Origin of the sequence: Micromonospora sp. NPDC000207, from assembly GCF_040300925.1 — a bacterium.
Taxonomy (GTDB): domain Bacteria; phylum Actinomycetota; class Actinomycetes; order Mycobacteriales; family Micromonosporaceae; genus Micromonospora.
Genome location: NZ_JBEPEQ010000092.1, coordinates 1 through 25,110, shown reverse-complemented (window position 1 = coordinate 25,110; position 25,110 = coordinate 1). Strand labels below are relative to the sequence as shown.

Below are 25,110 nucleotides of genomic sequence, written 5' to 3'. Positions count from 1 at the left end.
ACCCCCCCCTGTCTCCGTCTTTCCCCGCGTGGCCCCCCCCCTACCCCCCCCCCCCGGCCCGGGGGCCCCCCCCCCCCCCCCCCGCGGCCCGGCACCGGCCGGGCCGCCGCGCCGCCCTGGCGGTCTTCCTCACCCCGGCCCTGTTGCTGTTCCTGCTGCTGGTCCTCGCCCCGATCCTGGTGGCCGGCTACGCCAGCCTGTTCAAGTGGAACGGCCTTAACCTGCCGACCGACTTCATCGGCCTGGACAACTACACTCGTGCCTTCGCCGACCCGGTCTTCCGGGGCGACCTGTGGCGGGCACTCGTCCTGATCGTGCTCTCGCTGGTCGTCCAACTGCCGGCCGCGCTGGGCCTGGCCATGCTGCTCAACCAGCCGCTGCGCGGGCGGGCCGTGTACCGGGTGATCTTCTTCGCCCCGTACGTCCTGTCCGAGGTCACCACGGCGGTCCTGTTCACCCTGGTGTTCTCCCCCAACCGGGGACTCGGTGAGGTGATCTCCGGATGGTTCGGTGCCGAGGCCGGGGCGATCTTCGCCGACCCGGGCACGGTCCTGTACGGCGTCTTCCTCGTCGTCTCCTGGAAGTACTTCGGCCTCTACATGATCCTCTTCCTGGCCGCCCGACAGGGCATCCCGAAGGAGCTGACCGAGGCCGCGCTCACCGACGGAGCCGGGGCCTGGCAGGCGTTCCGCCACATCACCCTGCCGTTGCTCGGGCCGACGATCCGGATCGCCACGTTCCTCTCGGTGATCGGCACCATCCAGCTGTTCGACATGGTCTGGGTCCTCACCGGGGGTGGGCCGATCCACGCCTCGGAGACCATGGCGGTGACCATGTTCCAGTACGGTTTCCGCCGCTTCGAGGTCGGCTACGCCAGTGCCATCAGCATCATCATGTTCCTGATCAGCATGGTCTTCGCGCTCGCCTACCAACGCCTGGTGATGCGCCGGGACACAGAGGGCGCGCTCACCGTCCAAGGAGGCAACCGATGACGCGTACGACGCCGGTCGGGCGGCGCTCTTCGCACCTCGTCCTGCACCTGGTCTGCATCGCCGTGGGCGCGCTCATCGTCGTGCCGGTGTGGTTCGGGGTGATGGGCGGGTTCAAGGACAACGGGCAGCTGTTCACCAATCCGCTGGGACTGCCCGACCCCTGGGTTCCGGAGAACTACACGGGCATCCTCGGCTCCGGCACGTTCTGGCGGCAGCTGGGCAACAGCCTGGTCATCGCGGTCAGCAGTACGGTGATCGTGGTCGGTGCCGCGGCGATGGCCGCCTTCGTCTTCGCCCGGTACGCCTTCCGGGGGCGGGAGCTGCTGGTGACCCTCTTCGCGGTCGGGTTGATGTTCCCGTTCGCGGTGGCGATCCTGCCGCTGTTCGTCCTGCTGCGCCGGATGGGGCTGCTGGACAACCCGCTCGGGGTGATCCTGCCCCAGGCGGCCTTCGGACTGCCGATCACCATCATCATCCTGCGGCAGTTCTTCCGGACCATTCCCGGCGAGGTCGAGGAGGCCGCGACCCTCGACGGGTGCGGTCCGTTCGGCTTCTTCTGGCGGATCCTGCTGCCGATGGCGCGACCCGCCCTGGCCACGGTGTCGGTTCTGGCCATCGTGGCCAGTTGGAACAACTTCATGCTCCCGCTCGTGGTGTTCTACGACCAGAGCTGGTGGACGCTCCCACTGGGGGTGCAGGCGTTCCAGGGCCAGTACGCCGACGACACCGCCCGGGTGCTCGCCTACGTGGTGCTGTCGATGGTGCCCGCCCTGGCCTTCTACACGGTTGCCGAACGCCAGCTCATCGGGGGGCTGGCGGGCAGCGTCAAGGGTTGATTCGTCCTCGCTGCGGTAGCCTTCGGCGATCGTGGCGCAAGCCGGGAACGAAAGGACGGGCCGTGGGCTCCGACAACAGCCGGAACGTCACCATCGCGATGATCGCGCGCCTGGCCGGTGTCTCCGTGCCCACTGTCTCCCGGGTGGTCAACGGACGCTCGGATGTGGCGGCGCAGACCCGGGAACGGGTCGAGGAACTGCTCAACCGGCACGGGTACCGCCGTCGGTCGCCGAGCCGGCGGGCCAGCCCCGCCCTGGTCGACCTGGTCTTCAACGACCTGGACAGTCCCTGGGCGGTGGAGATCATCCGGGGGGTGGAGGACGTCGCCCACGCCGGTGGGGTCGGGACCGTGGTCTCGGCCATCCACCGCCAGACCGACGCCGCCCGGCAGTGGCTGGACAACATCCGGGCCCGTTCCAGCGAGGGGGTCATCTTCGTGACCTCGATGGTGGAGCCGCCGTTGCAGGCCGAGCTGCGTCGACTCAACCTGCCGGTGGTCATCGTCGACCCCGCCGGGGTGGCCCCGCAGGAGGCCCCCACCATCGGTGCCACCAACTGGGCGGGCAGCCTGCGGGCCAACCAGTACCTGCTCGGTCTGGGGCACCGGCGGATCGGCTTCATCGCCGGGCCGCCGCAGCTGATGTGCAGCCGGGCCCGGTTGGACGGCTACCGGGCCGCGCTCGACGCCGCCGGTGTCCCGGTCGACGACACCCTGGTCCGGCCGGGGAACTTCTACCACGAGGCGGGTTACACCGCCGGCACCCAACTGCTCGCCCTGCCCGATCCGCCGACCGCCATCTTCGCCTCCAGCGACCAGATGGCGTTGGGCGTCTACGAGGCGGTCCGCAAGCGGGGGTTGCGGGTGCCCGACGACGTCAGCGTGGTCGGCTTCGACGACCTGCCCGAGGTGCGGTGGTGCTCGCCGCCACTGACCACGGTCCGTCAACCCCTGGCGGAGATGGGCATGCTGGCCGCGCGGACCGTCCTCCGCCTGGCCCAGGGGGAGAAGATCGAGAGCCCACGGGTGGAGCTGGCCACCGAACTCGTCGTCCGCGACAGCGCCGCCGCCCCCCGACCGGCCTGAGCCGGCGGGGGCGGCGCCCCGCCGGCCGTCACCAACCGACGGGGTACGGCGTGGGGCTCTCCGGGCCGGTGGAGCCGGGTGCCGCGAACTGCTCCGCCGGTGCGGGGTCGCGGTTCGGTTCGGCGTCCTGCCGCAGATGGCGCAGCTGGCCCTCCAGGTACGCCTCCAGCCGGATCCGGTACTCCCGCTCGAAGCCCCGAAGCTTGTCCACCTGGGCCTGGACGGTGTCCCGATCCGTCACCAGCTGGGTCATCGTGGTCTGGTACTGCTCCTCGGCCTCCCGGTACCGCTGCTGGGCCTCCCGGTCCAGGGTTTCGGCCCGGGTCTGGGCCTCCTCGACGAGCTCCTCGGCCTGCTGGCGGGCGGTGGTGACGAGCCGGTCGGCCTCCCGGCGGGCCTCGGCCAGGTTCTCGTCGGCGGTCCGGCGCACCAGCATGAGCATCTGGAGCGCCTGCTGCTCGCTGTCGGTGGGTGGGTCGGGCTGGTCGCGTTTGCCGTGGATGAGGCCGAGCGCCCGTTCGGCGGCGGCCTTCTCCCGACGCAGGCGCTCCAGTTCGGCGGTCAGCTCGGCGACGGTGGCGTCGTCCGGGCCGATGGTCTCCCCGACCTCGGGGCGGGCGTGAGCCCCCGGCCGGTAGGCGACCTGCGGGGGCGCATCGACAGGGTCGGCGTACCCGGCGGTGTGCAGGGTCTGCCGGAGCCGCGCGTCGACCTCGACGTCGGTGATGGCGTCGACGAGCACGTCGATCGCCTCGTCGTCGAGCACCCCGGTACCGGCCGGCGTACGGCCCGGGTCACCCTCGGTGGTCATTGCGCCTCCGCTGTCGAGGTGGGGCCGGGCAGGGCCCGCTGGTTCTCCAGACGACCCGACTCCAGCAGGTCCCGCAGGCGTCGTCGGCCCTCCCGCCGGACCGCGAGCACGGTGGCCCCGGACTGGCCCAGGTAGTCGGCGATCTCGCCGGTGCCGTACCCGTCGATGGTCAGCGCCATGACCTGCCGCTGGGTCTGGGGGAGCTGACCGAGCAGCATGATCACGAACTGTCGGTCCTCGGCTGTGGTGTCCGAGTGTCCGAGCCCGGACAGGTGCCCGTCGCGCAGGGCCGGTCCGCCGGGCCACCGCAACGCCCTCGCCCGGCTCTTCACGAAGTGGCTGATCGCCGCGGTGCGGGCGTACTGGTAGGGATTGTTGATCTCATCCCATCGGGTCAGCACCTCGGCCGCGGCGGCGGCCACCGCGTCGTGCGCGTCGGCCTCGCCCGCCCCGAAGTACATGGTGACCCGGATCAGTTCCCGGTACCGGTCCCGGTAGAACTCGGCGAACCCGGCCGGTACGGCGGGCCGGTGGTCGACCGAGGGTGGCGAGAAAACCCGGGCCAGGGCCCGGTTCGATTCCCCCACTAAGAACCTCCCAGGACGAGCAGTTGACCGTGTGCCGACCGCACCTATCCATATCTCATCGTCGTCGGCGTACCAATATCAAGACGTCCGGTGTGATCGTGACCATGCGGTCCGATCTCGCGGTGTGCGGTGGCCGTCACCGGCTGGGTGGTCGACTGTCTCCGGTGGACTCGACGCCACCGCGTCAGGGCTGGTCGTGACGGGCGGGGGCCACGGTGGCGGTGACCCCGGTGAGCCGTTCGCTCTCCGCCCACAGCCGCTGGGCCGTCGCGGTGTCCTGTGCCGCGTCGGTGCGCCCGACCGGCACCGGCGGACCGGAGGTCTCGAACCGCCCCGCCGGACCCCAGTAGCTGCCCCCCTCGGCCTGCGGGTCGGTGGCGGCGCGCATCGTGGGCAACGCTCCGTCGGGCGGCGACATCCCGACGAACCGGCCCGCCAGGACGGCGACGACGTTGGAGTGCCGGGTCAGTTCGGTGGCGGCCAGACCCGGGTGACAGGAGGTGGCCCGCGCCGTCGACCCCACCGCAGACAGTCGGCGCTGCAACTCCAGGGTGAACAGGAGGTTGGCCAGCTTGCTCTGTCCGTACGCGGCCCACCGCCGGTAGCGGCGGCGCTCCCAGTTGAGGTCGTCGAAGTCGATCCGGCCGTTGCGGTGGGCGACGCTGGCCACCGTCACGACCCGGGCCGCCGGGGTGGTCGACACCAGCGGGAGGAGATGACCGGTGAGCGCGAAGTGTCCCAGGTGGTTGGTGCCGAACTGGAGCTCGAAGCCCTGCCGGGTCCGCTGCAACGGGGGCATCATCACCCCGGCGTTGTTGACGAGCAGGTCCAGCCGGTCGTGGTCGGCGCGGTACGCGGCGGCGAACGCCGCCACCGAGTCGAGGTCGGTGAGGTCGAGCCGGGCGACGGTCAGGTCGGCGGCGTGGTGCTCGGCCCGGATCCGCTGGAGCGCGGCGGCGGCCTTGTCGGTGTCGCGGCAGGCGAGCGTCACCCGGGCACCCCGCCCCGCCAACATCCGGGCGGTCTCGAAGCCGATCCCGGTGTTGGAACCGGTGACGATCGCGGTCCGGCCGCTCTGGTCGGGCACGTCCTCGACGGTCCAGCGCGTCATCGGATTCCTCTCCTGGATGCCTCTGCCGTCGGGCGACCGGGCACCGACGAGGATGACAGGCTGACGCGGCGGGGCAACCCTGTCAACCGACTGACACACTGGGTGACCGTACGGGGTGCGGCGGGGAACGGTTTCGTCCTCCCCCGGGGGGCCGCCAATGGGTAGCCTGACCTGCATGATCTTCATTACCGCGAAGTTCCGTGTCCGGCCCGAGTACGCCGACCGGTGGCCGCAGATCGCGGACGATTTCACCCGGGCGACCCGGGCCGAGCCCGGGTGCCTGTGGTTCGACTGGTCCCGCAGCCTCGACGACCCGACCGAGTACGTCCTGGTGGAGGCGTTCCGCGACGACGAGGCCGGCGCGGCCCACGTGCAGTCGGCCCACTTCCGGGCGGCGCAGCGGGACCTGCCCCCGCACCTGGTCGAGACCCCCCGGATCGTCAACGTCACGGTCCCGCAGGAGGGCTGGTCGGAGCTGGGCGAGATGGCCGTCCCCGAGGGGGGACTGTGACGGCGGGGGAGCCGCTCCCGGTCAGCCTGGCCGACATCGGTGCCGCGGCGGCCCGGCTCGCCGGGGTGGCCCACCGGACCCCGGTGCTCACCTCCCGGACGCTCGACAGTCGGGTCGGTGCCCGGGTCCTGTGCAAGGCGGAGAACTTCCAACGGGTCGGCGCGTTCAAGTTCCGGGGCGCGTACAACGCGGTCTCCCAGCTCACCCCGGCGCAGCTCGCCGCCGGGATCGGGGCCTACTCCTCCGGCAACCACGCCCAGGCCGTGGCCCTGGCCGCGCGGGAGTCGGGCAGCAGGGCGGTGATCCTGATGCCGGAGGACACCCCGACGTCAAAGGTCGCCGCCGTCCGGGAGTACGGCGCCGAGGTGCTCACCTACGACAGGTACACGGGTGACCGGGTCGCCATCGGTGCGGCGATGGCCGCCGAGCGGGGGTTGGCGCTCATCCCGCCGTACGAGCATCCGCATGTCATCGCCGGCCAGGGCACCGTCGCGCTGGAGTTGTTCGACCAGGTGGGGGCGGTCGACGTGCTCGTGGCACCGGTCGGGGGCGGGGGGCTGATCGCCGGGAGCGCGGTGGCCGCGAAGGGACTGCACGCCGGTGTCCGGGTGGTCGGGGTGGAACCCGAGGCCGGGGACGACACCCGGCGGTCGTTGGCCGCCGGTCGGCGGGTCTCCGTTCCGGTGCCGCGCACCATCGCCGACGGGCAGGCCGCCGACATCCCGGGGGAGCTGACCTTCTCGGTGAACCGGCGGCTGGTGGACGAGATCGTCCTGGTCACCGACGAGGAGATCCGCGCGGCGATGCGGTTCGCCTTCGAGCGGATGAAGATCGTCCTCGAACCGAGTGGCGCCACCGGCCTCGCCGCGGTGCTGGCCGGACGGCTGTCGGGCACGCCGTCGCGGGTCGGGGTGATCCTCTCCGGCGGCAACGTCGACACCCGGCGCTTCGCCGACCTGGTCGCCTCCGACTGAGCACTTCCAACCTTCCCGGCCTGGGAGGGTCCTCTGTGGTCGGTCTGCCTGCGGGGCGGTCGGGGAGGTGCCTTAGGCTGCCGTCCGGTTGAGAGGCGGCCGATGAGGACGATGACGAACACGGTGCGGACCCCGCCGCACCGGTTGGCTGACAGGTGCGCGGAGTGGGTGGCCGCGCCCTGGTTCAACATCACCAGTTTCGTGGTGGTCGTGGTCAACGCGGTCGCCCTCGGACTGGAGACCTACCGTCAGCTGACGGCGGTGGCCGGGCCGGCCCTGCGCACCGTGGAGTACGCCTGCCTGGCCCTGTTCGTCGTGGAGCTGCTCGTCCGGTTCGGGGCGCACCTGCGCGCCCCGGGCGGGTTCTTCCGGGACCGCTGGAACGTCTTCGATCTGGTGATCGTGGTGGCCCCGCTGCTGCCCGGGGTCCGGGAGAACGTGACGGTGCTGCGGCTGTTGCGGCTGTCGCGCATCGTCCGGGCGTTCCGGCTCTTCCCCAGCCTGCAGGTGATCCTGGTCGGGATCCGGCGCAGCCTCCCCGGCCTGGGCAGTTTCCTGCTCGTCACGGTCCTCCTGCTGTACGGCTACGCCATCCTCGGCTGGATGCTGTTCGGGGTCGCCTACCCCGACCGGTACGGCACCGTCGGGCAGGCGATGCTGACCCTGTTCCTGCTGCTGTCGCTGGACGGCATCACCGACACCCTGGAGGCCGGCCGGGAGGTCACCGACTGGGCGGTGCTCTACTACGTCTCGTACATGGTGGCCGCCTGTTACCTGCTCACCAACCTGCTCGTCGGTCTGGTCCTCACGGCGTTGCAGGAGGCGCACCAGGAGGAGACCGCCGCCGCGCGGGTCGCCCGGCCGGCCGTCGACCCGGAGGGCCCCGCCGAACCGTCGATCCGTGAGCAGCTGGCCCGGTTGCACCAGATCGTCGACGAGTTGGAGCGGCAGCTTCCGGCACGGGAACCGGATCCACCGGAGCGGGCCCGACAGGTCTCCGGGTCGAGGGTCCCCGCCGGTGACAGGTGAATCCGCCGGGACGCCACGGTGCCCGGAACCCTGCTGCGGCGTAGACTTTCGTTGATCTAGCGGCGTCGGGGTTCCCGCGACCGGTACCGCGCACCACGACGTCGTGCCGGGGTGGACGGCGGTGTCCCGGCGGATCGTGGCGCCGACGGAGAGGCAGGGGCAGAGATGACCGCGCGGGGGCCTGCGATGAGGGACGTGGCGCGCCTGGCGGGCGTGTCGCACCAGACGGTGTCCCGGGTGCTCAACGGGCACCCCAACGTCCGGGAGCAGACCCGCCTGCGGGTGCAGGCCGCCATCGCCGAGCTGCGCTACCGCCCCAACCGGGCGGCTCGTGCCCTGGTGACCGGCCGATCCCAGGTGATGGGGGTGGTCGCCCTGAACACCATTCTCTACGGTCCGGCGTCACTGCTGTCGGCGTTCGAGATCGCCGCGGCCGAGGCCGGGTTCGCGGTGAGCGTCGGAAACGTCCGTAGTCTCGACCGGCGCTCCATCGCCGAGGCCGTGGAGCGACACCTCGCCCACCGGGTCGCCGGGATCGTGGTGATCGCACCCGTCGAGTCGGCCGGCGAGGCGCTGGAGTGCCTGCCGACGGACGTCCCGCTGGTCACCGTGGACGGCGATCCCCGCCGGTTGTTGCCGCTGGTCACCGTCGACCAGGTGGAGGGGGCGCGGCAGGCCACCCGGCACCTGCTCGACGCGGGGCACCGGACCGTCTGGCACATCTCCGGCCCGGCGGACTGGTTCGACAGTGCCGGTCGGATCGAGGGGTGGCGGTCGGCGTTGCTGGCGGCGGGGGCGGAGGTGCCTCCGGTGTTGCAGGCGGACTGGTCGGCGGCCTCCGGCTACCGGTGCGGGCAGATGCTGGCCCGGATGCCGGCGGTGACGGCGGTCTTCGCCGCCAACGACCATCTCGCCCTCGGGGTGGTACGGGCGTTGCACGAACACGGGCGGCGGGTGCCGGCCGACGTGAGCGTGGTCGGCTTCGACGACGTGCCGGAGGCGGGGTACTTCATTCCGCCGTTGACCACCGTCCGGCCGGACTTCGGCGCGGTGGGGACGGCGAGCCTGTCGCTGCTGCTGGAGCAGATCGAGTCCGGAGCCGACCGGGCGCTGCGGCACACGATCGCACCGACGTTGATCGTCCGGGACAGCGTGGCCGCCCCACCGGCCTGACCGTAACCCCCCGGGCCTGACGGATCCCGGTCTGACCGTCGCCTCTCGGGCCGTACCGTCGAAGCCGGGGGCGGTGGTATGCCCCTTTCCGGCGGGTTTCCCGCCAACTTCCACCATCTGACAACCCCGGACGGCCGGACGGGTATCTCCGGCCGTCGATTCCGCTCTGTAAGGGTGTCGACCCGCGCCGTCCACCACCACGGAGGTCGCGGCCGTTGCCGTCCTCGGGAGGAAATGTGCCAAGTACCCTGCGACAACCGGTCCGCCGGTCCCTGTTCGTGCTGCTCACCGGCGCGGCGTTGGCCACGCTGCTGTCGGTGACCTCGGCCGGTGCGGTGCCCCCGCCCCAGCGCACCGCGAGCGCCCCCGCCGACGTGTACCTGATGGACACCCCGGCGGACACGGGCATCCAGCCGCACAGCCTCTCCCCGCTCTGGGAGAGCCCCGACATCAAGGTCTGCCACACCGCCGTCGAGTGCCCGACCAGCCAGAACCCGATCGTCGGGCAGCGCAACTACATCTTCCTGAAGCTGCGTAACCCGGGCCCGTACGGCTCCGGGGTGATGGAAGAGGGCAGCATCCACGTCTACCGGACCACCCCGGGCGGCGGTGCGGCCTGGCCCGGCGCCTGGACGGAGATCGGCTGGATGGCCGTACCCGTCTACGCCGGGGTCACCACCGTCACCATCCCGTGGGACAACGTGCCGGGCCCCGGCCACTTCTGCCTCCTGGCCCGGTGGGTGTCGGCGAACGACCCGATGACGTTCGAGGGGCCGGACATCACCCCGAACACCCGCAACAACAACAACGTCGTCTGGCGCAACGTCGACTCGGTGGCCCTGGCCCCCGGGGCGACCGGGCAGGTCCGGCCGTTCGCCATCGGTAACACCCTGAGCCGGGCGACCCGCAACAGCCTGGTCTTCTCGGAGGTTGGTGCGCCGCTGCGGGCGGCCGGTGGACGACTGGTGGTCGACCTCGGGCCGCAGCTCTTCGAGCGCTGGGTCAAGGCTGGTCGGGCCGGTACCGGGATCCGGGAGGTCGGTCGGACCCAGGTCGAGATCGTCGAACCGGCGCGGGCCAGTCTGGACAACCTGCAACTGAACCCGAACGAGCGAATCACCCTGGGGCTGACCTTCACGGCGGCGACAGCCACCCAGGAGAAGATCGCCCTGCGGGTGACCCAGATCGGGCCGGACAGCACCGGTGCCGAGCGGGCCGACCTGGGCGGGGTGCGGTACGACATCACGGTGGGTCAGCGGGCCGGCTGATCCTTCCGGGGGGAGACGGAGGTCGCGGTCGGGATCCCGCGACCTCCGTCACCGCGGGTACGCCGACAGTCCGTCGGCGCTCAGCGCAGACTGACCCAGGTGGTGGCGACAGCGTGTCCGGACGTGCGGGCCCGGAACTGCACCGGCCCGGACGGTAGGACCCCCATCGAGAAGTAGCCCATCGCGTCCATCGGCACGTCGGCGCAGCGGCCTGTGGTGGTGCGGGCGCTGACCCGTCCACCTCCCGGCGGGGAGAGCTGACCGACCACGCCGGTGGAGGTCACCTCGATCTCGATGACCACCGGACCACTGCGGAAGGTCAGCGTCCGGTCGGTGCCGCCGGAGCGCAACAGCCCGGCCGAGGCCAGGTCGAGCGCGGAGTCGAAGGTCAACTCGGCGATCGACCAGTCCGGCTCGGTGGTCCGCCACCCGAACGCCGCCAGCGCCGCGTCGAGGAACTCCTCCGGGACCGGCCCCGAGTCCAGCAGTGCGGCACCCAGCTCGGCCAGCAGCGCGTCGTCACCGACGGGCGGCCACTGCTCCATCGCGTTCACCTCCGGTCCCCTCGGTCCGGTCCGCAGCGGACCGGAGATACTGTGCGAGCGCCGGACACCGGCGCAGCTTCGCCAGGCACCGGGCCTGGGTGGGGCCGATGCTGCCGACCGGCATGCCCAGGCGTTCGCTGACGTCCCGGTAGCTGGGTGGCGGGTCGGCGGTGAGCAGGGCGAGCAGCTCCTGGCACCGGGGCGGGAGTTGGGCGAACGCGTCGCGTAGCGCCTGCCGCCGCTCGGCCCGCAGTAGATCCTCGTCGGGTGAGGCCGGTTCGACCAGGGCCACCGCCCCGACGATCCCGCCGCCCGGGTCGTCGTACGGGTCGAACGGCTGGGTCCGGCGGCTGAGCCGGACCAGTCGGTGGCACTCCCGGCGGGTGGTGGTCACCAGCCACGCCGGGAGGGCGGCGGACTCCTTGAGTCGGGCGAGGTGCTCCACGAGGCGCAGCCAGACGGTCTGGTTGACGTCGGCGGCGTCCGCCCGGTCCAGCCCGTACGCCCGGACGACCGCCGACACCAGTGGCGTGTACCGGTGCACCAGGTGAGCCCAGGCGTGCTCGTCGCCGTCGGCAGCGGCGGCGACCAGTCCCGGGGTGTCCCGTGGTGGCCCGGTGTCCTCCGGGGCGTCGTCGGGGCGCGTCATCCGATCAGGACACCGTAGTCGGGGTGCCACCGGGGCGCGGCGAGCAGTGCGGCGCGGGCCGCCTCGGCGTCCAACCCGGCGGCGGTCATCAGGGCGGCGAGCCGACCGGCGACGTGGGCGGTGGCGAAGGAGGTGCCCGCCCAGGACGCGAAGCGCCGGAAGACCAGCGCCGGTTCACCTGGCAGCCACAGCTCCCCGTCGACGTAGGTGCTGGTCCGGTCCCCGGCCGTGCAGGCGTCCACCCAGCTGCCGAAGCCGCTGTAGTCGGCGGGTGTCGGGCCGGGGGCCACCGCCGCCACGGCGAGGACCCGGGGCGACGCGGCCGGCCAGGAGGGTCGGGCGGTGCCCCCGTTGCCCGCCGCCGCGACCACTGCCACCCCGGGGCGGAGCCCCGCGAGGACGTTGACCATCGGCAGGGGTGGCTGGTCGTCCTGGGTGAAGTAGCCGAGGGAGAGGTTGACGACGGTCACCTGCGGGGAGAGGCGACCGATGGCGGCGGTCAGGCTCTCCTCGTCGCCGAGGCCGTTCGGGTCGAGGGCCGCCTCGGGGTCGAGGCCCACCCCGGGGGCGGCCTGCCTGATCACCCCGGCGACGAAGGTCCCGTGACCACCCTGCAGGGCGAGGTGGCCGCTGCCGGCGTAGAGCGGGTCGACGTCGTCGGTCTCGGGCAGGTAGCTGCCGCCGAGCCACTGTGGATGGGCGACGGCGGCCTGGCCCCAGATCCCGGTGTCGCAGACGCCGACGGTCACGCCGGCGCCCTCGCCGAGGCGGGCCGGGTCCGGCGCGGGCAGGGCGGGGGCCACCCGGGGTGGCGCACCCGGGTTGCCCATGATGTTGCCGAACCCGACGAGGACGTGGTGCGGCTGCACCTTCGGCACCGGCTGTTCGGGCCACTGCCTCGGGTCCCGGAGCCGGGCGACCACCGAGGGCACGTCGGTCTCCTGCGCGAAGACCAGCCGGCCCACCCCGGCGAACCCGCGTCCCTCGGTGACCTGGTGTCCGAGGGCCCGGAGTCGGGCCGTCACCCGGCCCAGGTCCTGCGGGGCGACGAGCAGTTGCCGGGGCCGGTAGAGGAACTCCCGGCCGGGGACGATGTGCCGCCGGACGGCCTTGTCGTTCGCCACCGTCTCCTGGAACGCCCGCTGGTAGCTCTCCTGCGTCGACTCGGTGACTCCCTCACGCCCGGGTGGTCCACCGGCGAGGGCCGGGGTGGCTCCGGTGAGGCCCAGGGGGATTGTGGCGGCGGTGAGGGCCGACCATCCCACGAGCGACCGCCGGGAACACCGGCCGGGCTGACGAGGCGTGTCGGGTCGATCAGGCGACACCGGCCCTCCAGGCGGTCGACGGAACGCGGCACGGCAGCGGGCGAACTCCGGCCGGAGTCGGCGGCGAGGAAGGCGCTCCGCGCACGGAGAGTATCCCCTTGTGCAACCCTCGGTCAATCATCGATCGGCAGGAGTGGATGTCGAGTTCGGGGCGGTGTCGGGATTGACCCGACGGTGCGGGTTCGGGGATTCTCCAAGGCATGGCCGACGCCGAACCGGCCGATGTCGACCCGGCGCAGGCCGCCGTCGAGGCCGTCCAACGTGCACCCCGCGAGGCGATCGCCGCGGCGCGGGCGGTCCTCGCCGCCTCCACCGAACCCGGCCGCCGGTCGACCGCCGAGCGGGCCATCGGGTTGGCGCTGCGCGAACTCAACGACCTACCGGGGGCGCTGCGTCACCTGCGTCGGGCGGTCCGGTACGCCGACGACCCGCGCCTGCGCGCGTTGGCCCGGATGAGCCTCGGGTACGTCCTGGCGAACGCGGGGCGTACCACCGCCGCCCTGCGGGAGGTGACTCTCGCGCTGCCGCTGCTGACCGGTGCCGACGCCGGGCGGGCCCGGATGCAGCGCGGGGTGGTGCTGCACTACCGGGGTCGATTCGACGAGGCGGTCCGGGACTACGACGTCGCCGTGGAGATCGCCCAGCGCGAGGGCGACCTGCTGTTGGAGGCCCGGGCCCGCAACAATCGGGGGCTGCTCAACGCCCACCGGCAGCCGGGCCGCAGCACCGACGGCGACCTGCTCCGGGCCGCCGCCGCCTTCGGTGGACTCGGGCTCGACCTGGCCGCCGCCGACGCCCGGTGGAACAGCGGCATCGCCGCCGGACAGCGGGGGGACGTCGCCGGCGCCCTGCGCTGTTTCGCCTCGGTCGACGCCGAGTACCGCCGGCTCGCGGTGCCCCGGCCCGCGCTGCTGCTGGACCGGTTCGAACTGCTGCTGTCGGTGCCGCTGCTCGACGAGGCGGTCGGGGTGGCCGCCACCGCAGTGGCCGAGCTGCGCCGCCTCGGCCTCGCCTCCGACCTGGCCGAGGCGTTGTTGGCGCAGGCCAGGGCGGCGCTGCTCGCCGGGGACCCGGCCACCGCCGCAGACGCCGCCGCGTCGGCGCGTACCCGTTTCCACAGGCAGGGCCGACGGAGCTGGGCGACCTTCGCCCGGCACGTCGAGCTGCGCGCGGCGTACGCCCAGGGTCGGCGTACCCCGGTCCTGCTGGCCGCGCTGATCCGTACCGCCGACCAGCTCGACGCGACGGGGTGGCGGTCACCGGCGTCGACCACCCGGATCGAGGCGGCTCGGCTCGCCGTCGCCCTGGGCCGTCCCGGACGGGCGGCGCAGCTGTTGGAGGTGGCCGCGTCGGCCCGCCGCGTCGGCACCGCACCCCGCCGGGCCCAGGGGTGGTACGCCCTGGCGCTGCGCCGTCGGCTCGCCGGTGACGAGTCGGGGGCGGCCCGCGCGTTGCGCCGGGGGCTGGCCGTCCTGGACGGACACCGCGCGTCCCTCGGCGCTACCGAACTGCGCACCCACAGCGGCGCGTACGGGCACGAACTGGCCGCCGAGGGGTTGGACATCGCCGTCGGACGCGCGGCCCCCGCCGCGGTGCTCCGTTGGGCGGAACGGTGGCGGGCCAACGCCCTGCGGATGCGCCCGGTGTCCCCGCCGCAGGACCCCGGGCTGGCCGCCGCCCTGGCCGAGCTGCGGATGGTCAGCGCCGCCCTGGAGGACGCCCTGCTCACCGGCCATCCGGTGCAGGTGCTGCGCCGTCACCAGGCGCGGCTGGAGCAGCGGATCCGGGAACTCAGCCGGGGGGTGGCCGGCGACGGTGAGCTGCTGGCCACGCCGACCGTCCGGGACCTGGCCGCCGCCCTCGGCGACACCGTCCTGCTGGAACTTGTCACCCACGGCCCCCGACTGCGGGCGGTGCTGGTCCGGGACGGCCGGGCCGAGTTGTTCGACCTGGGCCGCCTCGACCAGGTGGAACGGCTGGTCCGGCTGCACCGGTTCGGGCTGCGTCGACTCGTCACCACAGCCGATCACAGCGACGCCCGCGCCGGGGTGGACCGCGCCGCCGACGACCTCGACCGGCTGGTCTTCGGTCCGGTCCGCGCCCGGCTCGCCGACCGGCCACTGGTGATCGTCCCGGTGGGGGCGCTGCACTCCGTACCGTGGTCGGGGTTGGCGACCTGCGCGGGTCGGTCGGTGACGGTGGCGCCCTCGGCGACGGCCTGGCTGCGGGCTGCCGGTCGGTCGGCGCCCGCCGGACCGGCGGTGCTGGTCGCCGGTCCCCGGTTGTCTGCCGCCGAGACGGAGGTCGGTCAGCTCGCCGCGGTGCTGCCCGGCTCGGTGTCGTTGACCGGGGCCGGTGCCCGGGCCGACGCGGTGACCGGCGCGCTCAACGGCAGCAGGCTGGCGCACGTGGCGGCCCACGGGCGGTTCCGGGCGGACAATCCGCTCTTCTCCACCCTGGAGTTGGCGGACGGTCCGCTCACCGCCTACGAGTTGGAGCGGTTGACCTCCCCGCCGGGCTGTGTCGTCCTGTCCGCCTGTGACTCCGGGCTGGCCGGGGTCCGTCCCGGTGACGAGGTGATGGGCTTCTCGGCGGTCCTGCTGGCGCTGGGCACCCGCAGCCTGGTGGCCACTGTCCTGCCGGTGCCGGCGGACCTCACCACCACCCTGATGGTGGACCTGCACCGGCGGATGTGTGCCGGGGCATCCCCGGCGCTCGCCCTGGCGCAGGCGCAGGCGGCGTTCGCCGGGTCGGGGGCCGGTCCGGCGGGGGCGGTCCACGCCACCGCCGCCGCCTTCGTCTGCTTCGGCGCGGGCTGACGCCGGTCGGTCGTCGGGCCGTCAGAACTCAGCCCGGAACGGACCGCCCCCGGCCCGGATCGGTCGGAGCATCAGCCGACGTTGGCCAGTCGGCCAGGAGGGCGGCGACGTCCACCCGGTCCCGCACCGGGTCGGGGGCCGGGGTCGGCACCGACGTCGGGGTCCTGTCGAAGCGGGGTGCCGGGGCAGGCTGGACGTCGTCGCCGACCTCGACGAATGTGCCCCGGGCGGCGGCGTGCGGGTGCCTGTGCACCTCGGTGGGGTCGAGCACCGGGGCGACGCAGGCGTCGAGGTCGGCGAAGACCGCCGTCCACTCGTCGCGGGTCCGTCGGGCGAACCGTTCGGTGAACAGTCGGCGCAGGTCGGGCCAGCCGGACGGGTCGTACTGGGCGGGCAGGTCGGGGTCGTCGGCCAGGCCGAGCCCGGTCAGCAGCGCGGCGTAGAACGTCGGTTCCAGGGCACCCACCGCCACGAACCTGTCGTCGGCGGTGCGGTACGTGTCGTAGAAGGGTGCGCCGCCGTCGAGCAGGTTGTGGCCGCGCGGGGCGGACCAGAGCCCGCTGCCGACCAGCCCGTGCAGGAAGGCGGTGAGCAGGGCCGCCCCGTCGACCATCGCGGCATCGACGACCTGGCCGACCCCGGAGCGCTCCCGTTCCAGCAGGGCGGCGAGGACACCGGTGGCCAGGAGCATCCCGCCTCCGGCGAAGTCGCCGAGGAGGTTCAGCGGGGCGTGTGGGGGCTGCCCCGCCCGACCGAGGGGGGCCAGGGCACCGGCCACCGCGATGTAGTCGATGTCGTGTCCGGCGCGTCGGGCGAGCGGGCCGTCCTGACCCCAGCCGGTCATCCGGGCGTACACCAGGCGGGGGTTGCGGGACCGGCAGACGTCGGGGCCGAAACCGAGCCGTTCGGCCACCCCCGGCCGGTACGCCTCCACCAGCACGTCGGCCCGTTCGACCAGGCGCAGCAGGTCGGCGACCCCGTCGGGGGACTTCAGGTCCAGGGCGGTGACCCGTCGTCCCCGGTGCAGGGGTCCACTCGTCGGCGCGGCCAGTCGACCGGCCGCCGGGGGTCCGGGCCTGTCGACGCGGACCACGTCGGCCCCGAGGTCGGCCAGGATCATGCAGCCGAACGGGGCCGGGGCGAGGCCGGTCAGCTCCACCACCCGTACCCCGGCCAGCGGACCGCCCCGCCCACCGGGGCGGTCGGTGTGGCTCATGCCCCGCCCACCGGCTGGTCGGGACGGCCGGGTACGGCGGCCGACCGCCCGGCCGCCGGCCGGTCGACCAGGTCGGCGGGGGGTGCGAACCGGTCGCCGTACCGCGCGGCGAGGGTGGTGGCGCGGGCGGCGAACCCGGCCGGACCCCCCGGGTACTGGCGGACGTAGCGCAGGACGCCACCGGTCCACGGCGGGAAACCGATGCCCAGGAGGGAGCCGACGTCGCCGTCGGCCTCGGTCCGCAGCACCCCCTCGTCGAGGCAGCGCAACGCGTCGAGGGCCTGGGCGAACAGCAGCCGCTCCTGGAGGTCGACGAACGGCACCCCCCGACCGGCGTCGGTGGCCCGGGCGGTCAGTCCGGTGAAGAGCCGACCCCGGCGGCCGTCGGGGTAGTCGTAGCAGCCCCGACCGGCGGACCGGCCGGGCCGGTCGTGGGTGTCCACGAGGTCGTCGACGAGCCGGTGGGCCGGGAGGACGACGAATCCTTCCCGGGCGGCGGCGAACTGGCGGCGGATCCGTTGGATCAGGGTCAGGCCGACCTCGTCGGCGAGGGCGAGCGGCCCGGTGGGGTAGCCGGCCTGCACCGCGGCCTGCTCGACGGAGGCCGCCGGTACTCCCTCGACGACCATGCCCAACGCCTCGTCGATGAAGGTGCCGACCACCCGGCTGGTGAAGAAGCCCCGACCGTCGTCGACCACGATCGGGGTCTTGCCGATCCGTCGTCCCAGGTCGAAGGCGCGGGCCACGGCGGCGTCACAGGTGGCCCGGCCGACGACGATCTCCAGCAGCGGCATCCGGTCCACGGGGGAGAAGAAGTGCATCCCGAGGAAGTCGGCGGGGCGGGGCACCCCCTCGGCCAGTCCGCTGATCGGCAGGGTGGAGGTGTTCGAGGCGAGCAGGGCGTCGGCGGCCACCACCGGGGCGACCTCGGTCAGGACCCGTTGCTTGAGGGCCGGGTCCTCGAAGACCGCCTCGATCACCGCGTCCGCCCCGGCGAGGGCGTCCAGCCCGGCGGTGGTGGTGATCCGGGCCAGCACCGCCGTGGCGTCGGCCTCGGTGACCCGACCCCTGCCCACCGCCCGGGTCAGGAGCCGTTCGGCGTGGTCACGGGCCTTCGCGGCGGCCTCCTCGGAGACGTCGCGGACCACCACGTCCAGACCGGCGCGGGCGCAGGCGTACGCGATGCCCGCGCCCATCATCCCGGCACCGAGTACGGCGACCCTGCGTACCGGGGCGACGTCGGCTGCGTCGGGTCGGGCCGCCCCGCCCTCGACGGCCCGCAGGTCGACGTGGAACGCCCCGATCATGTTCTTGGCGACCTGCCCGGTGAGGAGCCGGACCAGGTGTCGGGTCTCCACTGTCAGTGCGGTCTCCAGGTCGACCTGGGCGCCCTCGACGGCGGTGGCCAGGATCGCCTCGGGGGCGGGCAGTCGGGCTCCCTTGAGCCGTCGGCGCAGGGTCGCCGGGAAGGCGGGCAGCTGGGCGGCCAGCTCTCTGCCGGCCGGGGTTCCGCCGGGCATCCGGTATCCGGGGCGGTCCCACGGCTGGGCCGGGTCGGGGTTCGCCGCGATCCTGGCCCGGGCTCGGGCCAGCAGCTCCTCCTCGGTGGCGACGACCTCGTCGACCAGCCCGGCGGCCAGGGCGTCGGCCGGTCGCATCCGGCGTCCGGTGAGCAGGACGGTGGTCAGGGCCGGGGCCAGGCCGAGCATCCGGACCGTCCGGGTGATCCCGCCCGCCCCGGGGAGCACCCCGAGGTTCACCTCCGGGAGCCCCAGCCGGGAGTCGGGGGCGTCCAGGGCGATCCGGTGGTGGCAGGCCAGGGCGATCTCCAGACCGCCACCGAGGGCGGTCCCGTTGATCGCCGCCACGACCGGTCGGCCCAGGGTCTCCAACCGGCGCAGGTCCCGTTTGACGGTGGTGAGCAGTTCGGCCAGGGCGGGGGCGTCGGCCGGGGTGGCCCGGCCCAGCTCGTCGAGATCACCACCGGCGACGAAGGTCTTCTTGGCGCTGGTCAGGACGACCCCGGTCAGGTCGTCGCGGTCGGCTTCGAGGCGGTCCACGGCGGCTGTCATGGCGGCGGCGTACGCCCGGTCCATGGTGTTCGCCGACTGGCCGGGGGCGTCGAAGGTGAGGGTGACGACGCCGTCGGCGTCGCTGTCGTACCTGATGGTGTCGGTCATCGGGTTTCCTTCCGCCCTCAGCAGCGCTCGATCACGGTGGCGACGCCCATGCCGCCGCCGATGCACAGGGTCACCACGGCCCGGCGCAGGTCGCGGCGTTCGAGTTCGTCGAGGGCGGTGCCGAGCAGCATCGCCCCGGTGGCGCCGAGGGGGTGCCCCAACGCGATCGCGCCGCCGTTGACGTTCACCGTGTCGGGATCGAGGTCGAGGTCGCGGACGTACTTGAGGACCACCGCGGCGAACGCCTCGTTGATCTCGAACAGGTCGATGTCGGTGGTGGTCAGCCCGGCCACCGCGAGGGCCTTGCGGGTGGCCGGGGTCGGCCCGGTCAACATCAGGGTGGGGTCGGCGCCGCTGACCGCCGTGGCGACGATCCGGGCGCGGGGGGTGAGCCCCAGCTCCGCGCCGACGGTGTCGGAGCCGATCAGGACCAGGGCGGCCCCGTCGACGATCCCGGAGGAGTTCCCGGCGTGGTGGACGTGGTCGATCGCCTCCAGCCAGTGGAAGCGTTGCAACGCCACGGCGTCGAAGCCGCCCGCCTCGCCGATCGTGGCGAACGCCGGCTTGAGCGCGGCCAGGCCCGCCCTGGTGGTCTGCGGCCGGGGATGCTCGTCGACGGCGAGGATCTCCAGTCCGGACCGGTCGCGGACGGGGACCACGGAGCGGGTGAAGTGGCCGTCGCGCAGCGCCGTGGCCGCCCGGCCCTGCGAGCGCAACGCGTAGGAGTCCACGTCGTCGCGGGTGAAGCCCTCGACGGTGGCGATCAGGTCGGCGCTGATTCCCTGCGGAACGAAGGAGGTGGCCAGGGCGGTCTCCGGGTCGCTGACCCAGGCGCCGCCGTCGGCGCCCATCGGCACCCGGGACATCGACTCCACCCCGCCGGCCAGCAGCAGGTGTTCCCAGCCGGAGCGGATCCGGGCGGCGGCCAGGTTGACCGCCTCCAACCCGGAGGCGCAGAACCGGTTGAGCTGCACCCCACCGGTGTGGTCGGGGAGCCCGGCCAACAACGCCGCCGCCCGGGCCAGGTCGCCGCCCTGCTCGCCGATCGGGGTGACGATGCCCAGCAGCAGGTCCTCCAGGCGCTGCGGGTCGAGCCCGGGGTGTCGTTCGCGGAGCGCGTCGATCAGGCCGACCACCAGGCTGATTGGTTTGACGCCGTGCAGCGCCCCGGTGTCGCGGCCCCGACCACGGGGGGTTCGGACCGCGTCGTAGACGTACGCCTGGCCGTCAGAGGGCACGGGCGATCAACTCCTTCATGATCTCGTTGGTGCCGCCGTAGATCTTCTGCGCGCGGGCGTCGACGTACATGCCGGAGATCGGGTACTCGGTGGTGAAACCGTATCCGCCGAACAGTTGCAGGCACCTGTCCGTCACCTCGCACTGCCCCTCGGTCAGCCACGACTTCGCCATCGCCGCCGTCGCCACGTCCAACTCGCCCCGGGTGTGCCGGGCGACGCAGTCGTCGAGGAAGATCCGGGCCACCCGGGTCCGGGTGGCGCACTCGGCGAGCACCATCCGGGTGTTCTGGTGCCTGATCAGCGGCCTGCCGAAGGCGGTGCGCTCCTTGGCGTACGCGGTGGTCATCTCGACGGCCCGTTGCATCACGGCGACCGCCCCGACGCCGATGACCAGGCGTTCCTGCGGGAGCTGCTGCATCATCTGGACGAAGCCGAGCCCCTCGGCGTCGCCGAGCAGGTTGCCCGCCGGCACCCGCAGGTCGTCGAAGAACAGCTCGGCGGTGTCGTTGCCGTGCAGGCCGATCTTGGACAGGAGTCGTCCCCGGCGGAACCCGTCCGGGTCGCCGCCGACCTCGCAGACCAGCAGGGAGATGCCGGCCGCTCCCTGGTCGGGGTCGGTCTTGACGGCGAGCAGGAGCAGGTCGGCCAGTCCGCCGTTGCTGATGAACGTCTTCGCCCCGGTGACCCGGTAGTGGTCTCCGTCGCGGACCGCCCGGGTCCGCATCGCCTGGAGGTCGGAGCCGCCGTCGGGCTCGGTCATCGCTATCGCCCCGACGAGGTCCCCCCGGCACAGGCCGGGCAGCCACCGCTGCTTCTGCTCCTCGCTGCCGTGCGCGACGAGGTAGCCGGTGACGATGCCACTGTGGACGGCCAGTCCGAGGGTGCTCTCTCCGCAGTGGGCCTGTTCGTGGAGGAGGACCGCCTCGTGGGTGAACCCGCCGCCTCCGCCGCCGTACGCCTCGGGGACCGAGAGGCCGAGCAGGCCCAGTTCGCCGGCGCGTCGGTAGTGCTCCCGGTCGGGGTGCCCCTGGGCGGTCAGCCGTGCGGTGTGCGGCAGGACCTCCCGGGTGAAGAAGGAGCGGGCCAGGTCGGCGAGGTCGGTGTGCTCGGGCTCGTGCCAGGGCGGGGTGTAGTCGGCGAGTCCAGGCGTCGGCATGGATACACCCTCACCTGCTGTTGGCGAGCTGTCAACAACTCTCGATCATCAGTCGGGCGCAGACCTGCGGGGCGTCCCCGTCGGGCCAGCTCCAGGGCGATCCCCCCGCCGAGGGAGTTCCCGGCCACCTCGACCCGGCCCAGGCCGAGGGAGTCGAGGAAGACGGCCACCCGGTCGGCGAGGTGGGGCACCGAACCGGGGGTCGGGTGTGGACCCGGGTGGGGTGGCCAGGGCGGTGTCGCGCCGAATCCGGGCAGGTCCAGGGCGATGACGTCGCGGTGTCGGGCCAGGTCGGCCACCACCGGCCGCCACACCTGCCAGTGGCTGCCGAGGCCGTGGATCAGCACCAGGGGCGGGCCGTCGCCGCACCGGTGGTGGGCGAGCCTTGTCGGGTCGGTGGGGTCCACCCGGTCAGCCTGGCACGGGCCACCCGGTCGGGGACAGCGGCTGTTGACAGGCCGACAACAGAGGTGTCACCGTACGCCATGGCGGACGACTACGACGTCGTGATCATCGGTTCCGGGTTCGGCGGCAGTGTCAGCGCCCTCCGGTTGACCGAGAAGGGTTACCGGGTCGGTGTCCTGGAGGCGGGGCGACGCTTCACCGACGAGGAGTTCCCGCAGACCTCGTGGCGGCTGCGCCGCTACCTCTACGCCCCCGCCCTCGGCTGCTACGGACTGCTGCGGATCAGCCTGCTCCGCCACGCGATGGTGCTCTCCGGAGCCGGGGTCGGCGGGGGCTCCCTCGGCTACGCCAACACCCTCTACGAGCCGCCGTCGGCGTTCTTCACCGACCCGCAGTGGGCCTCGGTCACCGACTGGGCGGCCGAACTCGCCCCCTGGTACGACCAGGCGAAACGGATGCTCGGGGTGACCGTCAACCCGGTCACCACCACCGCCGACCGGGCCCTGCGGGCCGTCGCCGACGACCTCGGGGTGGGGCACACGTACCGGCGTACCCCTGTCGGGGTGCTCTTCGGGGACACGCCGGGGGAGTCGGTCGCGGACCCCTACTTCGGCGGGGCCGGGCCGACCCGGCGGACCTGCACCCTCTGCGGGGCGTGCCTGACCGGGTGCCGACAGGGCGCGAAGAACACGCTCGTGAAGAACTACCTGTACCTGGCCGAGGCGGCCGGGGCGGTGGTCCACCCGATGACCACCGTCACCGCCGTCCGCCCCCTGCCCACCGGCGGGTACGCCGTCGACACCCGCCGGACCGGGGGACGGCTGCGCCCCCGACGACGCCGGTTCACCGCCGGTCAGGTGATCTTCGCGGCCGGGGCGCTGGGCACCCAGCGGCTGCTGCACCGGCTCCGTGACCGGGGGGTCCTCCCGGAGGTCTCGCCCCGACTGGGCGAGCTGAGCCGGACCAACTCCGAGTCGATCCTCGGGGCCCGGACCCGCCGCCGCGACGTCGACTTCAGCCACGGCGTGGCGATCACCTCGTCGATCCACCCCGATCCGGTGACCCACGTCGAGCCGGTCCGGTACGGCCGGGGCAGCAACCTGCTCGGGTTGTTGGCCACCGTCCTCGTCGACGACCCCGGCGGTCGACCCCGGTGGGTCGCCGGGCTGCGGGAACTCGCCCGCAACTGGCGTGACCTGCGGCTGCTGGCCTGGCCGGGCCGCTGGTCGGAGCAGAGCATCGTGCTCCTGGCGATGCAGCCCCTGGACAACTCGATCACCCTGCACACCGTACGGGGATGGTTCGGTCGCCGCCGGTTGACGAGCCGCCAGGGGATCGGGGAACCCAACCCGGTCTGGGTTCCGGCGGCCCACGACGTCGCCCGTCGCCTCGCCGAGCGGATCGACGGCGTGCCGACGGGGGCGGTCACCGAGTTGGTGGGGCGGCCGGTCACCGGGCACTTCATCGGCGGGTGCCCGATCGGCCCGGACCCCACCGCCGGGGTGATCGACCCCTACCACCGCCTGTACGGCCATCCCGGGCTGCACGTCGTCGACGGCTCGGCGGTCGCGGCGAACCTGGGGGTCAACCCGTCGTTGACCATCACCGCCCTGGCCGAGCGGGCGATGTCGATGTGGCCGCAGGCCGGTGACCCCGATCCCCGGCCGGGCCTGGGGCAGGGGTACCGTCCGGTCGACCCGGTCGCGCCCCGGTCTCCGGCAGTTCCGGCCGACGCCCCGGCAGCCGCTGCGACCAGGCCGATAGGGTCGACCGGATGAGTGTGGACACACAGGCCCGTCGACGACGACTGGAGCCGGACGCCCGGCGTGGGCAGATCCTCGCCTGCGCGGTACGACTCTTCGGTGAGCGCCCGTACGTGGACGTGTCGACCACCGACGTGGCCCGGGAGGCCGGCGTCGCCCGGGGGTTGATCAACCACTACTTCGGCACCAAGAAGAACCTCTACCTGGAGGTCATCCGGGTGATGGTCACGGTGCCCGAGGTGGCCGTCGCACAGTTGCCGGTGGGGGACCGGCGTACCCGGGTGGAGGCCAGCGTCGTCTGGTTCCTCGACACCGTCTCCCGGCACCGGACGTCCTGGCTGGCGGCGGTGACCGTCGGCGGGATGAGCCACGACCAGGACGTGGCCCGGGTGCTGCGGGAGGCCGAGGAGGTGGCGGCCGACAGCGTGCTCGTCGCGGTCGGGCTGGCCGACGTCACCGCCCACCGCGAGGAGCTGCGCGGCATGATCCGGGCGTACGGGGCGCTCGCCACCGCCGCCGCCCGGGAGTGGCTCCAGCGCGACGCTCTCGACCGCGACCAGGTGCACCTGCTGCTGACCACCACCCTGGTGACCATCGTGGAGCAGGTCTTCCCCGCCGTGGTCGAGGCCACCGAGGCGGTGTCGGCCGGAGACTGACCCGAGTGGACTGTTGGCGGGATGCCAACAGGTTGCTAGCGTCACCGCATGACTGGTCGTCGACCCCGGATCGTGATCATCGGCTCCGGGTTCGGTGGGATCGCCGTCGCCGCCGCCCTGCTCCGGGCCGGCTTCGACGACCTCCTCCTGCTCGAACGGGCCGACGACGTCGGCGGGGTGTGGCGGGACAACACCTACCCGGGATGCTCCTGCGACATCCCCGCGCCGCTGTACTCGTACTCCTTCGCCCTGAACCCGCACTGGTCGCGGCGCTTCCCGCCGCACGCGGAGATCCTCGGCTACCTGCGCCGGTGCGCCGACGACCTGGGGGTGACACCCCGGGTCCGACTCGGCGTGGAGGTCGCCGACGCCACCTGGGACCCCGACGCGACCCGGTGGCGGATCCGGACCACCGCCGGGGAGGAGATCACCGCCGACGTCCTCGTCCCGGCGGTGGGGCAGCTGTCCCGGCCGCTGGTGCCGACCCTGCCCGGGGCGGACCGGTTCGGCGGGACCGCCCTGCACACCGCCCGGTGGGACCCGACAGTCGACCTGGACGACACCCGGGTCGCCGTCGTCGGCACCGGGGCCAGTGCGATCCAGTTCGTTCCGGCCGTCGCCGACCGAGCCGCGCAGGTCACCGTCTTCCAGCGCAGCGCCCCCTGGACCCTGCCCCGCCCCGACCGCCGGTACGGCCCGCTGCGGCAGGCCGTCCACCGCCGGTGGCCGGCCCTGATGCGGCTGCCCCGAGCCGGGGTGTGGGCGATGACCCTGGTCGCCG

At 73.3% G+C, this 25,110-nt stretch carries 23 protein-coding genes; 12 read left to right on the top strand and 11 right to left on the bottom strand.

The window, feature by feature from the left end; all coding sequences use genetic code 11:
- The first annotated feature begins 143 nt into the window (after positions 1 to 143).
- From ABT336_RS20895 to ABT336_RS20885, 3 genes are all read left to right on the top strand, one after another.
- Entirely contained in the window at positions 144 to 992 is an 849-nt protein-coding gene (locus ABT336_RS20895) for a carbohydrate ABC transporter permease (protein WP_350898303.1), read from the top strand.
- Entirely contained in the window at positions 989 to 1,828 is an 840-nt protein-coding gene (locus ABT336_RS20890; protein WP_350898302.1) for a carbohydrate ABC transporter permease, read from the top strand. Before ABT336_RS20895 ends, ABT336_RS20890 begins: the two co-directional genes overlap by 4 nt.
- A gap of 98 nt (positions 1,829 to 1,926) precedes the next feature.
- Positions 1,927 to 2,913, top strand: coding sequence for a LacI family DNA-binding transcriptional regulator (locus ABT336_RS20885; RefSeq protein ID WP_502891222.1), 987 nt, complete (start codon positions 1,927 to 1,929; stop codon positions 2,911 to 2,913).
- 28 nt (positions 2,914 to 2,941) lie between these two features.
- On the opposite strand, the gene ABT336_RS20880 is transcribed toward ABT336_RS20885, so the two are convergent.
- The 3 genes from ABT336_RS20880 to ABT336_RS20870 form a co-directional block, all read right to left on the bottom strand.
- Positions 2,942 to 3,724: a DivIVA domain-containing protein gene (locus ABT336_RS20880; protein WP_350898300.1), complete on the bottom strand. Its 783-nt coding sequence runs from the start codon at positions 3,722 to 3,724 to the stop codon at positions 2,942 to 2,944.
- Positions 3,721 to 4,311, bottom strand: coding sequence for a SigE family RNA polymerase sigma factor (locus ABT336_RS20875; RefSeq protein ID WP_350898299.1), 591 nt, complete (start codon positions 4,309 to 4,311; stop codon positions 3,721 to 3,723). Before ABT336_RS20875 ends, ABT336_RS20880 begins: the two co-directional genes overlap by 4 nt.
- A 184-nt stretch (positions 4,312 to 4,495) precedes the next feature.
- Complete coding sequence (locus ABT336_RS20870; RefSeq protein ID WP_350898298.1) at positions 4,496 to 5,422, bottom strand: oxidoreductase; 927 nt, start codon at positions 5,420 to 5,422, stop codon at positions 4,496 to 4,498.
- A 175-nt stretch (positions 5,423 to 5,597) separates the two neighbouring features.
- Between ABT336_RS20870 and ABT336_RS20865 the strand changes: the two genes are divergently transcribed.
- The 5 genes from ABT336_RS20865 to ABT336_RS20845 all read left to right on the top strand — a co-directional run bounded on the left by ABT336_RS20865 (position 5,598) and on the right by ABT336_RS20845 (position 10,377).
- A complete protein-coding gene (locus ABT336_RS20865; RefSeq protein WP_350898297.1) occupies positions 5,598 to 5,933 on the top strand; it encodes a putative quinol monooxygenase in 336 nt (111 codons plus the stop codon).
- The gene (locus ABT336_RS20860; RefSeq protein ID WP_350898296.1) at positions 5,930 to 6,907 is read left to right on the top strand and encodes a pyridoxal-phosphate dependent enzyme; all 978 of its coding nucleotides are present in this window, start codon (positions 5,930 to 5,932) and stop codon (positions 6,905 to 6,907) included. Before ABT336_RS20865 ends, ABT336_RS20860 begins: the two co-directional genes overlap by 4 nt.
- A 111-nt stretch (positions 6,908 to 7,018) precedes the next feature.
- Positions 7,019 to 7,936, top strand: coding sequence for an ion transporter (locus ABT336_RS20855; RefSeq protein WP_350898295.1), 918 nt, complete (start codon positions 7,019 to 7,021; stop codon positions 7,934 to 7,936).
- Positions 7,937 to 8,122: 186 nt separating this feature from the next.
- The gene (locus ABT336_RS20850) at positions 8,123 to 9,109 is read left to right on the top strand and encodes a LacI family DNA-binding transcriptional regulator (RefSeq protein ID WP_350898294.1); all 987 of its coding nucleotides are present in this window, start codon (positions 8,123 to 8,125) and stop codon (positions 9,107 to 9,109) included.
- 236 nt (positions 9,110 to 9,345) lie between these two features.
- Positions 9,346 to 10,377, top strand: a complete 1,032-nt coding sequence (locus ABT336_RS20845; RefSeq protein WP_350898293.1) for a hypothetical protein — start codon at positions 9,346 to 9,348, stop codon at positions 10,375 to 10,377.
- A gap of 80 nt (positions 10,378 to 10,457) precedes the next feature.
- Here the strand turns inward: ABT336_RS20845 and ABT336_RS20840 are convergent, their stop codons facing one another.
- From ABT336_RS20840 to ABT336_RS20830, 3 genes are read right to left on the bottom strand one after another with little or no spacing between them, the layout of a single operon-like run.
- On the bottom strand, positions 10,458 to 10,922 hold the full coding sequence (locus ABT336_RS20840) for a hypothetical protein (protein ID WP_350898292.1): 465 nt from the start codon (positions 10,920 to 10,922) through the stop codon (positions 10,458 to 10,460).
- Complete coding sequence (locus ABT336_RS20835; RefSeq protein ID WP_350898291.1) at positions 10,897 to 11,571, bottom strand: RNA polymerase sigma factor; 675 nt, start codon at positions 11,569 to 11,571, stop codon at positions 10,897 to 10,899. The genes ABT336_RS20840 and ABT336_RS20835 overlap by 26 nt, the downstream gene beginning before the upstream one ends.
- Complete coding sequence (locus ABT336_RS20830; RefSeq protein ID WP_350898290.1) at positions 11,568 to 12,836, bottom strand: S8 family peptidase; 1,269 nt, start codon at positions 12,834 to 12,836, stop codon at positions 11,568 to 11,570. The genes ABT336_RS20835 and ABT336_RS20830 overlap by 4 nt, the downstream gene beginning before the upstream one ends.
- Before the next feature lie 260 nt (positions 12,837 to 13,096).
- Here ABT336_RS20830 and ABT336_RS20825 point away from each other — a divergent pair, with 260 nt between their 5' ends.
- Entirely contained in the window at positions 13,097 to 15,715 is a 2,619-nt protein-coding gene (locus ABT336_RS20825; RefSeq protein ID WP_350898289.1) for a CHAT domain-containing protein, read from the top strand.
- 28 nt (positions 15,716 to 15,743) lie between these two features.
- On the opposite strand, the gene ABT336_RS20820 is transcribed toward ABT336_RS20825, so the two are convergent.
- The 5 genes from ABT336_RS20820 to ABT336_RS20800 are packed head-to-tail and all read right to left on the bottom strand — an operon-like array spanning position 15,744 to position 21,912.
- Entirely contained in the window at positions 15,744 to 16,931 is a 1,188-nt protein-coding gene (locus tag ABT336_RS20820) for a CaiB/BaiF CoA transferase family protein (protein WP_350898288.1), read from the bottom strand.
- Complete coding sequence (locus ABT336_RS20815; protein WP_350898287.1) at positions 16,928 to 19,111, bottom strand: 3-hydroxyacyl-CoA dehydrogenase NAD-binding domain-containing protein; 2,184 nt, start codon at positions 19,109 to 19,111, stop codon at positions 16,928 to 16,930. The genes ABT336_RS20820 and ABT336_RS20815 overlap by 4 nt, the downstream gene beginning before the upstream one ends.
- Before the next feature lie 17 nt (positions 19,112 to 19,128).
- Entirely contained in the window at positions 19,129 to 20,349 is a 1,221-nt protein-coding gene (locus ABT336_RS20810) for an acetyl-CoA C-acetyltransferase (RefSeq protein ID WP_350898286.1), read from the bottom strand.
- A complete protein-coding gene (locus ABT336_RS20805; RefSeq protein ID WP_350898304.1) occupies positions 20,339 to 21,436 on the bottom strand; it encodes an acyl-CoA dehydrogenase family protein in 1,098 nt (365 codons plus the stop codon). The genes ABT336_RS20810 and ABT336_RS20805 overlap by 11 nt, the downstream gene beginning before the upstream one ends.
- Complete coding sequence (locus tag ABT336_RS20800; RefSeq protein WP_350898285.1) at positions 21,385 to 21,912, bottom strand: alpha/beta fold hydrolase; 528 nt, start codon at positions 21,910 to 21,912, stop codon at positions 21,385 to 21,387. Before ABT336_RS20800 ends, ABT336_RS20805 begins: the two co-directional genes overlap by 52 nt.
- 78 nt (positions 21,913 to 21,990) lie before the next feature.
- On the opposite strand from ABT336_RS20800, the gene ABT336_RS20795 reads away from it, so the two are divergent.
- The 3 genes from ABT336_RS20795 to ABT336_RS20785 form a co-directional block, all read left to right on the top strand.
- Positions 21,991 to 23,688: an FAD-dependent oxidoreductase gene (locus ABT336_RS20795; RefSeq protein WP_350898284.1), complete on the top strand. Its 1,698-nt coding sequence runs from the start codon at positions 21,991 to 21,993 to the stop codon at positions 23,686 to 23,688.
- Positions 23,685 to 24,329, top strand: coding sequence for a TetR/AcrR family transcriptional regulator (locus ABT336_RS20790; protein ID WP_350898283.1), 645 nt, complete (start codon positions 23,685 to 23,687; stop codon positions 24,327 to 24,329). Before ABT336_RS20795 ends, ABT336_RS20790 begins: the two co-directional genes overlap by 4 nt.
- Positions 24,330 to 24,377: 48 nt before the next feature.
- Positions 24,378 to 25,110, top strand: a 733-nt coding sequence (locus ABT336_RS20785) for a flavin-containing monooxygenase (RefSeq protein ID WP_350898282.1), incomplete at its 3' end; no start/stop codon positions are given.